This window comes from Pseudomonas sp., from assembly GCF_030147005.1.
In the GTDB taxonomy this organism is placed as follows: Bacteria; Pseudomonadota; Gammaproteobacteria; order Pseudomonadales; family Pseudomonadaceae; genus Aquipseudomonas.
The window spans coordinates 1-14,337 of record NZ_JASLAW010000053.1 but is presented as its reverse complement, the minus strand read 5'-3'; the positions used below and the strand labels follow the sequence as shown (position 1 = coordinate 14,337).

The 14,337-nt window shown below is 61.2% G+C and carries 16 protein-coding genes; 5 read left to right on the top strand and 11 right to left on the bottom strand.

The genetic code is table 11. The features are described 5' to 3' along the window. Positions 1 to 64: 64 nt before the first annotated feature. The 5 genes from Q1V60_RS04760 to Q1V60_RS04740 all read right to left on the bottom strand — a co-directional run bounded on the left by Q1V60_RS04760 (position 65) and on the right by Q1V60_RS04740 (position 6,516). The gene (locus Q1V60_RS04760; protein WP_300627901.1) at positions 65 to 3,157 is read right to left on the bottom strand and encodes an error-prone DNA polymerase; all 3,093 of its coding nucleotides are present in this window, start codon (positions 3,155 to 3,157) and stop codon (positions 65 to 67) included. After that, positions 3,133 to 4,548 (bottom strand): DNA polymerase Y family protein, encoded by a 1,416-nt coding sequence (locus tag Q1V60_RS04755; protein ID WP_300627898.1) that lies wholly within the window; start codon positions 4,546 to 4,548, stop codon positions 3,133 to 3,135. The genes Q1V60_RS04760 and Q1V60_RS04755 overlap by 25 nt, the downstream gene beginning before the upstream one ends. A 7-nt stretch (positions 4,549 to 4,555) precedes the next feature. Then, positions 4,556 to 5,170 (bottom strand): translesion DNA synthesis-associated protein ImuA, encoded by a 615-nt coding sequence (gene imuA / locus Q1V60_RS04750; RefSeq protein ID WP_300627897.1) that lies wholly within the window; start codon positions 5,168 to 5,170, stop codon positions 4,556 to 4,558. Further along, positions 5,170 to 5,787 carry a transcriptional repressor LexA gene (lexA, locus tag Q1V60_RS04745; protein ID WP_300627895.1) on the bottom strand — a complete coding sequence of 206 codons (618 nt, stop codon included), beginning with the start codon at positions 5,785 to 5,787 and terminating at the stop codon, positions 5,170 to 5,172. The genes imuA and lexA overlap by 1 nt, the downstream gene beginning before the upstream one ends. Before the next feature lie 141 nt (positions 5,788 to 5,928). Next, complete coding sequence (locus Q1V60_RS04740; protein WP_300627893.1) at positions 5,929 to 6,516, bottom strand: NUDIX domain-containing protein; 588 nt, start codon at positions 6,514 to 6,516, stop codon at positions 5,929 to 5,931. 181 nt (positions 6,517 to 6,697) lie between these two features. Here Q1V60_RS04740 and Q1V60_RS04735 point away from each other — a divergent pair, with 181 nt between their 5' ends. Then, positions 6,698 to 7,624, top strand: a complete 927-nt coding sequence (locus tag Q1V60_RS04735; RefSeq protein WP_300627890.1) for an alpha/beta hydrolase — start codon at positions 6,698 to 6,700, stop codon at positions 7,622 to 7,624. 194 nt (positions 7,625 to 7,818) lie between these two features. On the opposite strand, the gene Q1V60_RS04730 is transcribed toward Q1V60_RS04735, so the two are convergent. Continuing rightward, positions 7,819 to 8,976: an alpha-hydroxy acid oxidase gene (locus tag Q1V60_RS04730; RefSeq protein ID WP_300627888.1), complete on the bottom strand. Its 1,158-nt coding sequence runs from the start codon at positions 8,974 to 8,976 to the stop codon at positions 7,819 to 7,821. Between the two features lie 120 nt (positions 8,977 to 9,096). On the opposite strand from Q1V60_RS04730, the gene Q1V60_RS04725 reads away from it, so the two are divergent. Further along, a complete protein-coding gene (locus Q1V60_RS04725) occupies positions 9,097 to 9,882 on the top strand; it encodes a DeoR/GlpR family DNA-binding transcription regulator (protein WP_300627887.1) in 786 nt (261 codons plus the stop codon). On the opposite strand, the gene Q1V60_RS04720 is transcribed toward Q1V60_RS04725, so the two are convergent. The 3 genes from Q1V60_RS04720 to Q1V60_RS04710 are packed head-to-tail and all read right to left on the bottom strand — an operon-like array spanning position 9,847 to position 11,215. Then, positions 9,847 to 10,575: a DUF72 domain-containing protein gene (locus Q1V60_RS04720; RefSeq protein ID WP_300627886.1), complete on the bottom strand. Its 729-nt coding sequence runs from the start codon at positions 10,573 to 10,575 to the stop codon at positions 9,847 to 9,849. The genes Q1V60_RS04725 and Q1V60_RS04720 overlap by 36 nt on opposite strands. After that, a complete protein-coding gene (locus tag Q1V60_RS04715) occupies positions 10,572 to 11,003 on the bottom strand; it encodes a DNA methylase (RefSeq protein WP_300627885.1) in 432 nt (143 codons plus the stop codon). The genes Q1V60_RS04720 and Q1V60_RS04715 overlap by 4 nt, the downstream gene beginning before the upstream one ends. A 2-nt stretch (positions 11,004 to 11,005) precedes the next feature. After that, entirely contained in the window at positions 11,006 to 11,215 is a 210-nt protein-coding gene (locus tag Q1V60_RS04710; RefSeq protein WP_300627884.1) for a hypothetical protein, read from the bottom strand. 197 nt (positions 11,216 to 11,412) lie between these two features. Between Q1V60_RS04710 and Q1V60_RS04705 the strand changes: the two genes are divergently transcribed. After that, positions 11,413 to 11,916: a DUF4142 domain-containing protein gene (locus Q1V60_RS04705; RefSeq protein WP_300627881.1), complete on the top strand. Its 504-nt coding sequence runs from the start codon at positions 11,413 to 11,415 to the stop codon at positions 11,914 to 11,916. A gap of 30 nt (positions 11,917 to 11,946) precedes the next feature. Continuing rightward, positions 11,947 to 12,507, top strand: a complete 561-nt coding sequence (locus tag Q1V60_RS04700) for a type 1 glutamine amidotransferase domain-containing protein (RefSeq protein ID WP_300627878.1) — start codon at positions 11,947 to 11,949, stop codon at positions 12,505 to 12,507. Between the two features lie 97 nt (positions 12,508 to 12,604). On the opposite strand, the gene Q1V60_RS04695 is transcribed toward Q1V60_RS04700, so the two are convergent. Beyond that, complete coding sequence (locus Q1V60_RS04695) at positions 12,605 to 12,853, bottom strand: hypothetical protein (RefSeq protein ID WP_300627875.1); 249 nt, start codon at positions 12,851 to 12,853, stop codon at positions 12,605 to 12,607. Positions 12,854 to 13,269: 416 nt separating this feature from the next. Continuing rightward, the gene (locus tag Q1V60_RS04690) at positions 13,270 to 13,476 is read right to left on the bottom strand and encodes a hypothetical protein (protein WP_300627873.1); all 207 of its coding nucleotides are present in this window, start codon (positions 13,474 to 13,476) and stop codon (positions 13,270 to 13,272) included. Positions 13,477 to 13,765: 289 nt separating this feature from the next. Here Q1V60_RS04690 and Q1V60_RS04685 point away from each other — a divergent pair, with 289 nt between their 5' ends. After that, positions 13,766 to 14,242 (top strand): hemerythrin domain-containing protein, encoded by a 477-nt coding sequence (locus tag Q1V60_RS04685; protein WP_300627870.1) that lies wholly within the window; start codon positions 13,766 to 13,768, stop codon positions 14,240 to 14,242. The last annotated feature ends 95 nt before the right edge of the window (positions 14,243 to 14,337 follow it).

Below are 14,337 nucleotides of genomic sequence, written 5' to 3'. Positions count from 1 at the left end.
TTTGGAGCGCGGCGGCGGTAGATGGTTTCATCTTGTCGAATTTAGGCCGAATAAACTACCGGACTCAGTGGAAATCCCGGCTGCGCACCACAATGCCATCGAGCAGCGGCGTCAAGTCGGTCAGGCGCCCGGCGATCAAATGCCGCACCTCGCCCACCGCCTCCCAGCGCCCGTCCACCTTGAGCAGACGCGAGCCGACCAATGCCTTGCGCTGACGTTCGGCCAGGTCACGCCAGACCACCACATTGAGGTTGCCGAATTCGTCTTCCAGGGTGACGAAGGTCACGCCGCTGGCGGTACCGGGGCGTTGGCGCCCGGTGACCAGCCCGGCGACGCTCACATTGCGCCCATGTTCCACGGCCAGCAGTTCCTGGGAACTGCGGCAGCGCAGCTTGCGCAACTGCGCGCGCAGCAGCGCCAGCGGGTGCGGGCCAAGGGTGGTGCCGAGCGTGGCGTAATCGGCGTGCAAGTCCTCGCCCACCGTGGGTTGCGGCAACGCCACCAGCGCTTCATCGGGGCTCGGCAGGCCGGCAAACAGGCCCAGTTGCTTGTGCACACCGGCCACATCCCAGCGCGCCTGGTGCCGGTTACCGGCTAATGCGCGCAAGGCGCCGGCATCCGCCAGCAACGCTTGAGCCCGCGCATCCAGGCCGGCGCGGGCGTCGAGGTCGGCAATGTCGCTGAATGCGCGGTGCTGGCGCACGGCCTCGATGCGCCGCCCATCCTCTTCGCAAAACCCCGAGATCATGCGCAGGCCCAGGCGGATCGCCGGTTGTTGGCCGTCGATGGGTTCCAGGCTGCAATCCCAGTCGCTGGCCTGCACATCCACCGGGCGGATCTGCAGGCGATGACGGCGCGCGTCCTGGAGGATTTGGTCCGGGCTGTAGAAACCCATCGGCCAGCTGTTGATCAGCGCGCAGGCAAAGGCCGCCGGCTCATGGCATTTGAGCCAGCAGCTGGCATACGTGAGCAAGGCAAAACTGGCCGCGTGGGACTCGGGAAAACCATAGCTGCCAAAGCCTTTGATCTGCTCGAAAATCTGCGCGGCAAAGGCTTCGGTGTAGCCGTTTTTCAACATGCCGTCGCGCAGGCGCTGCTGATGCGGTTCGAGGCCGCCGTGGCGTTTCCAGGCGGCCATGGAGCGGCGTAACTGGTCGGCCTCGCCGGGGCTGTAGTCGGCGGCGACCATGGCGATCTGCATCACCTGTTCCTGGAACAACGGGATGCCCAGGGTGCGCTCCAGCACCACTTTCAATGCCGGCGACGGGTAGGTTTCCTCTTCCTCTTTATTCCTGCGACGCAAATACGGATGCACCATGCCGCCCTGAATCGGCCCCGGCCGCACGATGGCGACCTCGATCACCAGGTCATAGAAAGTTTTCGGCTTGAGCCTGGGCAACATCGACATCTGCGCCCGCGACTCGATCTGGAACACGCCGATGGTGTCGGCCTTGCTGATCATGGCGTAGGTGGCCGGGTCTTCCTTGGGAATGCTTGCCAGGCTCAGGTCCTGGTGGCGATGGCGGCGCAGCAAATCGAAACAGCGACGGATCGCGCTGAGCATGCCCAGGGCGAGGATATCCACCTTGAGCAGGCCGACGGCGTCGAGATCGTCCTTGTCCCACTGGATGATGGTGCGCTCGGCCATGGCGGCGTTCTCCACCGGCACCAGCGTGTCCAGCGGGTATTCGGAAATCACGAAGCCGCCCGGATGCTGGGACAAATGCCGGGGAAAGCCGATCAATTGCCGGGTCAGGGTCAATACCCGGCGCAGCAGCGGGCTGTCCGGGTCGAAGCCGCTTTCGCGCAGGCGCTCCAACGGCGGCGCGTCGTCACTCCAGCGCCCGCAGCATTCGGCCAACGCGTTGACCTGGTCGGCCGGCAACCCGAGGGCCTTGGCCACATCGCGCACCGCGCCGGTCGCGTGGTAAGTGCTGACCACCGCCGTCAACGCCGCACGCGTACGGCCATAACGCTGGAACACGTATTGCAGCACTTCTTCGCGGCGCTCGTGTTCAAAATCCACATCGATATCCGGCGGCTCGTTGCGCTCCTTGGACAGGAAACGCTCGAACAGCAAGTTGCTCAGGCTCGGGTTGATCTCGGTGATGCCCAGGGCAAAACACACCGCCGAGTTGGCCGCCGAACCGCGCCCCTGGCACAGGATCGAACGGCTGCGGGCAAAGCGCACAATGTCGTGCACGGTGAGGAAGTAACTTTCGTAGCCCAGTTCGCTGATCAACTCCAGTTCATGGTTGATCTGCTGCAAGGTCTTGGGGTCGATGCCTTCGGGCCAGCGCTGGGCAATGCCTTCTTTGGTAAGGGTGCGCAGCCAGGATTCGGCGTCATGGCCTGCGGGCACCAGCTCGCGTGGGTAGTGGTAGCGCAACTGGCCGAGGTCGAAGGTGCAGCGCTGCGCGATGGCGAGGGTTTCGTCGAGTAGGGCCTGGGGGTACAGCGCGGCCAGGGCGTCGAGACTGCGCAGGTGCCGCTCGCCATTGGGATGCAAATGCATGCCGGCTTCGGCCACCGGTACGTGATGACGGATGGCGGTCATGGTGTCTTGCAGGGCGCGGCGGCCACGCGCATGCATGTGCACATCGCCGCAGGCGACGGCCGGGATGTGCAGGCTTGCCGCCAGTTGCAGGCGCTGCTCCAGATGACGCGCATCGTCTTGCCCGCAATGCAAGTGCACCGCCAGCCACAAGCGTTCAGCGAAGACATTGCGCAACCACTGGATGCTGGCCAGGGTGTCACTGTCTTGTGCCACCCACAGCGCCAGCAGGCCGGGCAGCGGTTGCTCGAAGTCTTCATGCAGCAGGCGATAGCGGCCCTTTTCGGCGCGGCGTCGGGCCAGGGTAATCAACCGGCACAGGTGCTGGTAACCGGTCAGGTTCTCCACCAGCAGCACCAGTTTGGGCCCGTTCTCGATGCGCACCTCACTGCCGATAATCAGCGGCAGCTCCAGCGCCTTTGCCGCCTGCCAGGCGCGCACGATGCCCGACAGCGTGCATTCATCGGTAATCGCCAGGGCGCTGTAGCCTTGGCGTTTGGCACGCTCGAAGAGTTCCAGCGCACTGGAGGCGCCGCGCTGGAAACTGAAGTTGGACAGGCAATGCAGCTCGGCGTAACTCATGCAAACCAGCCTTGCAGCCACAATCCGTCCTGTTGCCCCACCGTGCGGTAAGCCCAGCCTTGCTGCCCGGCGCGGGTCTGGATGAGGTAATAGTCGCGGCGGATATCGGCGCCATCCCACCAGCCGGATTCGATGCGTTCCGGGCCCATCAGGATCTGCACGCCCTGCTCGGCCAGCAAGGTCGGTTGGTTCAACAGCCAGCCAGGGCGGCGCACCTTGTTCAAGGTCGGGCATGGGTGGCTGTCGACAGCGGTTTGCCAGGCGCATTCCGGGCGATGGTCGGCGTGAAAGCGCAGGCCCTGCACCGCTTCATCGCCCAGGCGCGCGCGCAGGCGTTCGCGCAATTGCTCCCAGGGCAGGGTCTGTTGCGGGCGGTCGTCGAACAGGTCCTGGCGCTGCGGCACGAACACCGGCAAGTCCTGGGCTACCAGGCGAAACCCGCGCACAGGCGCCGTGACTTGCACTTGCTCCAATCGCCCCCGGGCCAGTTCGAACAGCATCGATGGCTCGCGCTCGGCGCTCAGCAGGCCGACCTTGATCACGCTGTCCGGTGCCAGGGCATGTTCCAGGTGCAGGTCGAAACGCTGTACGCCGCTGTCACGCCCGCACAGGAAGGCGGACAAGTCAGCGGTCAAGCGGCGCAAGGGAAACAGCAGCGCCTGGTGGGATTGCACATCGAAATTCAACTCGATGCGCACATCGAACTGGTCCGGCGGCTGATAGAAACCCAGGGCCAATGGCCTGTGCCCGGTCAGGGCGTCAAGGTGCTTGAGCAGGCTGGCATCAAAGCGGCGCGCCAGCGTATGCCGGGGCAGCGCCTGCACGTGAGCCAACGTGCGCAGGCCCATGCGCGACAAGGCGGTGGCGGCCTGCGGATCCATGCCGGCGCGGTCGATCGGCAGTGGCGCCAGGGCCTGCATCAAGGCGCTGTCGTCGGCCACCGCCAAGCCATCGTAACGATTGGCCAACACCCGCGCCGCCGCCGGGTTGGGCGCGGCGACGATGCGGTGCCGAAAGCCCAGTTCGGTCAACTCCTTGCGCAAGCGCGCTTCGAACTGCGGCCAGGGCCCGAACAGGCCCAGGCTCGACTCGATCTCGAACAGCAAGGCGCGCGGGTAATACACGCTGACCTGGGAACTGAAGCGGTAGGCCCAGGCGGCGAGAAACTGCTGCCAGCGCTCGATTTCCAGCGGGTCGTATTCAGCACAGGCAAAGGTCTTGGTCAGCGCATGCGCGGCCGTCAGCGATTGGCCGGGGCGTAACCCCAGGGCGCGCGCGGCGGCATTGACGGTTTGCAGCACGCGCCGCTGCGGCGTACCGGCCAGCAGTGCCAGCGGTTGATCGGGCTCGGGATGGGCGCGCAGCACCCCGTCCAGCGCCAATTGCGGGAAGACGATACAGACCCAGCGCATGGCAACCTCAGTGCCCCGCCAGGGCAATCGGCGCCGGGTGGGCCAAGCCGCCCCGGCATTTGAGCACACGCACTTGGGCGGGCCTTGACTCGACCGTCAGGCGCAAGGCGGCCGGCGATGGGTTGATCGCTTCACTCAAGGAGCGCCAGGCAAACGCCAGGGTCTGGCCGGTTTCCGCCGCCACCTGCAAACGGCGCAAGGCGCGGTCATCGGCCTTGTGCGGCCAACACAACACCGCGCCGCAACTGCCGGAGCGCAGGCATTGTTCCACCGCCCACAGCGCATCGCGCTCCTGGGCCTGGATCACCGCAAGCTGGCGCACGTCCACCCCGGCGTTCTGCCAGGCGTGGGGGTACGGCGTATAGGGCGGCGCCACCAGCACAATGCGTTCACCCATCGCCGACAAGCGCGCCAGGGTCGGCAGCACCAGTTGCAGTTCGCCCACGCCGTCCTTGGCCATCAGGATTTCACTCAAGGCCGCCTCCGGCCAGCCACCGCTGGGCAGCACCGCATCCAGCGCCGCCAGCCCGGTGGGGTGCACACTGGCCGGTGGCGCGGCGGGCCGACCCTTCCAGACTCGCCCGCCATTGAACAGCGAGTCCAGGGCAACCACGGCGCCCATCAGCCTTGCCTCACCAGGCCGCAGAACACCCCTTCGATGGCCAGGTCCTGGTCGGCCCCGACCACGATAGGCTGGTACGCCGGGTTGCGGGGCAGCAGGCGCACCTTGTCGCCATTGCGTTCGAAACGCTTGATGGTGACTTCACCGTCCAGGCGCGCCACCACAATCTGCCCGTTCAAGGCTTCGGCACTGCGCCGCACGCCCACCAGGTCGCCATCGAGAATGCCGTCTTCGATCATCGAATCGCCCTGCACGCGCAGCAGGTAGTCGGGGGTTTTGGCGAAGGTGGCGGGGTCCAGTTGCAGGCGATTGTGCACTTCGGCATCCGCGCCGATGGGCAGGCCCGCGGCCACACGGCCGAGCACCGGAATGTCCAGCCATTCGGGGCGCGGCGGTTGGTTGAGCAAACGAATACCGCGAGCCTGGTTGGGGTTGACCTCGATAAAGCCGGCTTCGGTCAAGGCCACCACATGCTTGCGGGCAACGCTGCGCGAGGCAAAGCCGAACGCCTCGGCGATCTCGGCGAGGCTGGGAGGCTGGCCTTGCTGCGCGATACGGTCGCGGATGAAGGTCAGGATGGCGGTACGGCGGGGGGTCAGGTTTGTCATGGAGTACATTTGTACTCCTGTGGGAAATTTCCGACAATAGCCGTCAGTCGGGATGGCATCTGCCGGGTGAAAAGCTATTCAACGGGCCTGATGGGATTCAGTGTGGGAGCAAGCCCCCTCCCACCTTTTGATCGCCCTACTCGATCCGGCTCACCAGCGCTCTTTCAGCATCCGCAACTCCAGATGCTGCAACAACATGATGGTCTTGCCATCCACAATCTCCCCACTGGCCACCATCCCCAGCGCCTGCTCGAATCCCAGTTCCAGCACTTCGATATCCTCGCCCTCTTCCGCCAGGCCGCCGCCGGCGCCGACCCGGTCGCCCGCTTGGTACTCGCCGGTAAAGAAGTGAATGCGCTCGGTCACCGACCCCGGGCTCATGAAGGCCGCATAGATTTTCTCCACATGCCCCACGCGGTAGCCGGTTTCTTCCTCGGCTTCCAGGCGGATGCGCTCTTCGGGGCTGGCGTTGTCGAGCAGCCCGGCCGCCGCTTCGATCAGGTAGCCTTCGTGATCGTTGACGAACGTCGGCATGCGGAACTGGCGGATCAGCAGCACCGTGCGCTGCTCGCGGTTGTACAACAGGATGGTCGCACCGTTGCCTCGGTCGTACACCTCGCGGGTCTGGGCTTGCCAGCTGCCGTCGCGAAGGCGCAGGTCGAAGCTGTATTTCTTCAAAAGGTACCAGTTGTCCGAAAGGGTTTCTTCGGCGGTGATGCGCACAGGGCTGTTGTCCATGGTCGGGCCTTTGCTTCAAAAAGCGGAGCATCTCGTGCAGGCCATGCAGCGTCAAGCAGGTCGCTCGCTTGCATCGCTGCAACACTTTGCAAGCAATCCTGGGTCACGGCCGTCGCATTAATTTCTCGCCCCGCCGGGCCATCTGGTACAACCCGTGTTTCGTCTTTGCCCTGGAACCTTCATGTCATTTCGTTCTATGCCCCGCCGGGGCCTGCGTCGGCTTGTGCTGCTGTGCATGGCCGTGTTGATCGTCGGTCTGCCGGTCGGCTGCGCCGTGCTGCAACACAAGGAGCGCGAACTGGTGTTTCGCATCGAGCCCGGCACCGCAGGCTGGTACACCGGCCTGCCCAACGCCGTGCAAGAGTTCGATATCAAGCCCGCCGCATTCAAATCCGGCCAGAACATCCATGGCTGGTGGTACCCGGCCGCGAAGCAAGACGCACCCGCCATCCTGTATTTGCACGGCGTGCGCTGGAACCTCACCGGCCAACTGTTTCGCATCGAACAATTGCATGCGCTGGGCTATTCGGTATTGGCCATCGACTATCGCGGTTTCGGTAAAAGCCAGGGCGACCTGCCTTCGGAAGCCACGGTGTATGAAGACGCGCGCATCGCCTGGGAGCGCTTCCAGATCTTGCAACCAGACCCCGGCAAACGCCTGATCTACGGGCACTCCCTGGGGGGTGCGGTGGCCATCGACCTCGCCGCGCAATTGAGCAAGCAGGTACCGCTGCCGGTGCGCGGGCTGGTGATCGAATCCACGTTCACCTCCTTGGGGGACGTCGCCACGGCCGTTGCCAACACCTCATTGCCGGTGCGCTGGTTGCTGTCGCAAAAATTCGATTCCATCGACAAGATGGCCGATATCCACATGCCTCTGCTGGTGGTGCATGGCCTCGATGACCGCTACGTGCCACCGCGTTTCAGCCAGCAATTATTTGACGCCGCCCGGGAACCCAAGCGGCTGTTACTGGTGCCGGGTGCCAGCCATAACAACAGCATGAGCCTGGCCGGTCGCAGTTATGGCCTGGCGCTGGACAAGCTGATGAAAACGCCAATGCCATCACCGGTGGCCACGCACTCCACAGGCCGTGTGAGCGACTCATAAATGCGCTTTTCGGCACTGGGTCCGCTCAGGCCTGTCAAGCGCAAACCCTGCCCATATTGGCCCGCGCCGAAAGTTGATCAAATATTGACCGCAGCCCAAATCACCAACGCTGCCGGGCCCTTGCAAAGTTATCCACAGAGATACCCACGGTTTTCGTGGACAACTCTTTTTACTTTCCAAGGTTTTTTTGCGCATTAAACGCCGTTCGGAAACGTACCGGGCAGCAAGATCTCGCGATTCACATCGCGTATATCGTTATAGCCACACAGCGCCATCGACACATCCAGCTCACGGGCGATGATCTCGAGCGCTTTAGTCACGCCCGCTTCGCCCATCGCCCCCAAGCCATACAAATGCGGGCGTCCGATCATGGTGCCCTTGGCGCCCAGTGCCATGGCCTTGAGAACATCCTGGCCGGAGCGAATACCGCCATCGAGCCACACTTCAATCTGATTGCCCACCGCTTCGACAATCGCCGGCAATTGGCTGATGCTCGACGGCGCACCATCAAGCTGGCGGCCGCCGTGGTTGCTCACCACCAACGCATCGGCGCCGGCATTGGCTGCCAGGCGAGCATCCTCCACATCGAGGATGCCCTTGATAATCAGCTTGCCGCCCCAGCATTTTTTGATCCATTCCACATCGTCCCAGCTCAGGCGCGGGTCGAACTGCTGGGCAGTCCACGCCGACAGCGAACTCATGTCGGCCACGCCCGTCACATGCCCGACGATATTGCCGAAACCACGTCGCTGGGTGCCCAGCATGCCCATTACCCAGCGCGGCTTGGTCAGCATGTTGAGGATGTTCGGCAGGGTCAGCTTGGGCGGCGCGGACAAGCCGTTGATCAAGTCCTTGTGACGCTGCCCGAGGATCTGCAAGTCCAGCGTCAACACCAATGCGTCAACGCCCGCCGCCTTGGCACGCTCGATCAAGCGCTCGATAAACCCACGGTCGCGCATCACATACAACTGGAACCAAAAGGGCTGGCCGACGTGCTCGGCGATGTCCTCCAGCGAACAGATGCTCATGGTCGACAAGGTATAGCGCAGGCCAAAAGCGGCGGCGGCGCGCGCGGTAAGAATCTCGCCATCGGCATGCTGCATGCCCGCCAGGCCCGTAGGCGCCAGGGCCACCGGCATCGCCATGTCCTGGCCAATCATGCTGGCGCGAATCGAACGCTCATCGATATTGCGCGCCACGCGCTGACGGAACTTGATACGGGCAAAGTCGCTTTCATTGGCGCGGTAGGTGCTCTCAGTCCAGGAGCCGGAATCGGCGTAGTCGTAGAACATCCGGGGTACGCGCTTTTGCGCAAGCTTGCGTAAATCTTCGATGGTTGTGATCAATGACATCGGGGCACCTCTGCCTGAACTGAACACAGAGAGTAACTGGCGAACGCACAGGCAACCAGCCGTTGCGTTTATGGCGGCCGGGGCTTAATCTTGCAAAAACCCGCAACAAAGCGCACAAACATGCAAAACACTCATCACGCCATCGACCTGCCCTCCCTGCGCAAACAAAAGATTCTGCTGCTGCTGGAGCGTGACGGTAAGGTCACGGCATCGGAATTGGTCGAGCATTTCGCCGTATCCCAGGACACTATTCGCCGCGATCTCGGCGAACTCGCCGCCGCCGGCCTGCTGCAACGCGTACACGGCGGCGCCCTGCCCCGGCCAAAAGACACCGGCAAGGATTTTTTCACCCGTGTCGGCGAAACCAATGAGGCCAAGCGCCGCCTGGCACAGTTGGCTGCCGAACACGTGGAGGACGGCCAGATCGTGCTGTTCGATTCCGGTTCCACCACCCTGCAGATCGCCCGGTCATTGCCGCACTCCATCCACCTGACCGTGGTCAGCCCATCGCCGATGATCGCCATCGCCCTGGCGGACCACCCGCATGTGACCATGATCCTGGCGGGCGGCCAACTCAACCCCGCGACCCTTTCTACCGGTGGCCATGAAGCGGTGCGCCTGATCCAGAGCATCAAGGCCGACCTGTTGTTCACCGGCGTTTGCGCGCTGCACCCGCAAGTGGGCATAACGTCCCTGCATTTCTCTGAAGTGGCGGTCAAGCAAGCCTTGCTCGACAGCGCATCCCATGTGGTGGCCGTAACCACTTCAGACAAACTCGGCGCGGTGGAGCCATTCGTGGTGGCGCCGTGCAGCCGTATCCATACGCTGATTACCGAGTGGGATGCGCCGAGTGTCGAGGCCTACGCGCAATTAGGCCTGGAGGTGCGACGGGTGGAGGTCGAGTAGGTCCAGAGCATCGGCGACCGCGTGGCCGCTGGCGGTGTTGTCGAAAATGCACCAGGTGGGAATGCCCTCTTCAACCGACTCGCGCAACAATCGCGCATACGCCTGCACCCGTTCGTGCCCATAGGCGCTGTGATAAATCCGCGGCGAGCCATGCAGGCGCCAATAACGCACGCCGTGCCAGGCATCGCCCTCAGCAATGACGGCGGGGTCGGCGGTGACCCAAGCGATCTCGAAGGCTTGCAACAAGCTCCCGGCGGCGAGCCAACTGGCGTGGCGCGGCTCCAGCACCACCGCACCGGCAAACCGTTGGCGCAGCGCCTCGAAAAAAGCGCGGGCAACCAGCGGCTCATAATTCAGGGACGGAGGCAGCTGCACCAACAAGCAACCCAGCGTCTCATCCAGTTGCAGGCATTGCGCAAGAAACTCGTCCAAGGCGGTTTCGCACTGCTGCAGGCGCAGTTCGTGGGTGATCCGCTTTGGCACCTTGACTGAAAAACGAAACCCCGCAGGCACCGACTCGCGCCAACGCTCATAGGTTTTCGGCAAGTGGGGTCGATAAAACGAGCTGTTGATTTCCACCGCGTTGAAACGCGAGGCGTAGCGCTGCAAATGCGTGCCCTGCTCGGCGAAGGCCGGCCAGTGTTCACGGGGCAGGCTCCAGCCGGCGCAGCCCACATACAGCGGTGCTGTCAAAACAGCACCGTGGCGGCATCGCGCATAAAAATCTCGATGGTCTTGGGGCCGACGCCATCGAACTCACCCAGACGCTTTTCGAACGCTTGACGGCTATCGCTGGCCTGGAGAATCCGGGTGATCTTGCCGCTGTAGTCGGCATTGAGCTTGGCGCTCAGGTCCAACAGGCGCTGGGCAGTGGTTTCGTCGTAGCGTACGTAATGCGCCCGCCCCAACATCGCGACCAGCTCCCGCGACGTGCAGTGCTGCAATTTTTGCGCGGTGTCGCGGCCCTCCTGTTCAACGATCACCTTGTAGGCTTGCGCGGCAATGGGCGCCTGAATGCGCTTGCCCATCAGAAAGCTGGCGATAAACCACTTGAACAGGCTGCTGTCATCGCAAGGCTTGAGCTCAATGCCCAATTCGGCCGCGCTGATGGAACGGGCCATGCTTACTGCCCCTTGTTGAGCTGCTCGTTGATCGCATCTGTCTGGCGCTCGATGTCCTTGATCGAGGTCGGCGTCACCACTTTGTCGATGGTTTCAGTTTTGGGATTGGGACGCTCCAGGGTCTGCCCTTTAGCGCCGTCGGCATTACCCTTTTGCGCGTCTTCAGAACTGATCGGGGCTGGGGTTTTATCGGCGGGCTTGTGATCGGTCACGGTGCATTCTCCTGAAAATAACAGGCCACCCACAGCGGCGGCCCTATGCAGCAGAACCCTGGGAATTTGGATTAGTTCAAGGAAATTGCCCCATCTGGCCGTTGGGTCAATACGTGCAAAAAAATTTAAACCTTTTGCGCGCGCCTCGGTTCAATAGTCAGGTAACGGCATCACGCCATTTCCCAAGGAGAGACACCATGACGACTCGACTGATGAAACAAATGGGCATGACCTTCGCGCTGGTTGCAGGCTCGATTTCCACCGCGATGGCCGCCACCTCCAACGACTTTGTCGACAATGCCGCCCAGGGCGGTATCACCGAAGTGGAAGCCGGCAAGCTGGCGCTGGAAAAAAGCAGCTCGGCAGACGTGAAAACCTTCGCGCAACATATGATTACTGACCATACCAAGGCCAATCAGGAACTGATGGCACTGGCGAAAAAGCTCGATATCGAAGTGCCGGATGACGCCGCCCTGACCGACAAGGCGAAGAAAGCCATCCTGGAAATGCGCGATGAATCGTTCGACAAGGCCTACGCCAACAACCAAGTCGCGGCCCATGAAAAGACCGTCGAACTGTTCAAGAAAGAATCGACTTCCTCGGACAACGCCGAGCTGAAGGCTTTCGCCACCAAGACCCTGCCAACCCTTGAAGCTCACCTGCAAAAGGCCAAGGAGCTGCAAAGCAAATACGCCAAGTAATCCACTCACCCACACAGGAGATATCCGCTTATGAGTGCGCAACTCAACGGTAAGAAAATCCTGATCATCACGTCCAACACCGGTATCGAGCGCGATGAGCTGCTCAAGCCACTGGAGGCCCTGCGTGGCTATGGCGCAACGGTCACGCACGCCTCCAGCAAAGGCGGCATCACCCAGACATTCGTGGGCGATACGGAAAAGGACCAGACCGTGGAATCCGACGTGCAACTGTCGGATGTGGTCGGCGGCGATTTCGATGCGCTGGTCATCCCCGGCGGCACGGTAAATGCCGACACCCTGCGCCAGGATACCGCCGCGCTGCGCTTGATCAATGAGTTCGCCCAGGCCGGCAAAACCATTGCTGCGATCTGCCACGGCCCGTGGACGCTGATCGACGCTGGCGTGATCAAAGGCAAGACCCTGACGGCGTACAAAAGCGTGCGTATCGACCTGGAAAACGCCGGCGCCGCCAGCGTGGTCGATGCTCAGGTGCAGGAATGCAACGCCAATGGCTGGACTTTGATTACCTCGCGCACGCCGGACGATTTGCCGGCGTTCAATGAGGCGATTGCCAAGGCTGTCGCTGGCTGAGGTTGCTCCAATGTAAACAGGCGCCCCATGGGCGCCTGTTTGCTGGCTGCAAGAGCGTTTATATTGATATGCAAACGTTTTCAAACAGCTATCGTGGCTACACAACGCCGCTTGACTCCACGAACTCTATCGCCTGTCGCACGGTATTGATCTCTGCGCCTTGCTCCTCGTCAATTTCAAAGTCATACACGGTTTCCAAAAACTGGAGAACTTCAATCTTGTACTCAGCCTCGTCCCCAAAGTCGTCAAACGAGGCGTCAAGATCAAGCGTATTCTTATCAACTCCCAGTATGCTTGAGAGATTTTCAATAAGGTACTTTTTAACATTTCTTCTATCAACTTCCATTTGAGCGTCCTCTTAAATGAATGGAATTTTACTGCCAATGAGCACACTGCTTACTTTATTAAACTGCGGCCGCAAGGGCTTTCGTTGCTGGAAAACACACTACTGTCTGCAACAGATTAACGACCGCTTGCGGAACTCTCACGTCTTTGTGGCACGCGCTCACCGAGTGTAATGTTGGTTTTTCATCAATCTGGCCAGCATGCACTTTTTAGTCCTGACTTGGCTCTGATCACTCTCGCGGCGGAAACTGCAAACAGTTTCAAATATACGTACGCACCCGCATTTTGATACTGTCAACCTTGACAGGTTTTATATATTCGTCCGCAATAAATTTTCATTTCGTATGGGTATAAAAAAATGCTCCGGTCTTTCGACACGGAGCATTATTTGATGCGTTGCTACGTTGCGCTTGCGCTTCACCCTTTACGGTGTTCAGCCATCTCACGCTTGGGCCCGAACATCGCCCAGGCAATCAGCCCCAGCAGCGGTACGAAGATCAGCACCACCACCCACAACCCCTTGGTCTCCCAGCCCCCGGTGCTACGCAATACGACGTTAATCGCCCACAGTTCCAAGAGCAGCAGAATCACCGCCAACACAATCCAGATATATTCAATTTGCATGCTTCACCTCCTGAAGTCTAAGGGTTAGGTCAAGCAAATGCGCCAAGGGTTCCATTGGATTGTTCAGGCGCCCACTGCAACAGCGGCTGCGGTTGTGCGTTGTGTATGCGTTGTGCAATCCCTGCACGAGCCGATCATGCAAGCTGCACGACAACGAACCGGGCATCCGCCGCTATCTATTTGATTTTGAAGATTATTTTTTAGACGCATAAGTTGGTACGGGTGATGCAATACCTCAGGTACGAGGCGTGCGTTTCGACATGCCCGACTACTACCCGTGAGGTTCCACATGAATGCCATCGACCTTCTCAAAGCCGACCATGAACGCGTCAAGACCCTGCTGACCCAACTGAGCGAATCCACCGAACGCGGGGTGAAAAAACGCACCGAGTTACTGGCCAAGCTGGAGATGGAAATCACCCTGCATACAAAGCTGGAAGAAGAAATTCTCTACCCTGCTTTCAGGAAAGCCGGCGGCAAGGAACAAGACATCATGTACCACGAAGCCAAGGAAGAGCACCGCACCGTGGACTCGCTGGTGCTGCCTGATCTGAAGCAAACCGATCCGTCCTCCACCGAGTTTTCGGGTCGCGTCAAAGTGGTCAAAGAGTTGCTGGAACACCACATCGAAGAAGAAGAAACCGAGATGTTCCCCCAAGCCAGGAAACTGCTGGGCAAAGCGATGCTGGACGATCTCGGGGCTGAGATGGAAGCCATGAAAGCGGCTCATAAAAAATCCATGACGAGCAAGCCATTGGCCGCGTGAGGGCGATTCGTCGCTTGATTTCACCCTGCCCATTTGCTGTAGCGCGACAGGCCTGATCACAGGCCTGTCGCGTTATTCATTGCACCAGCACTAAG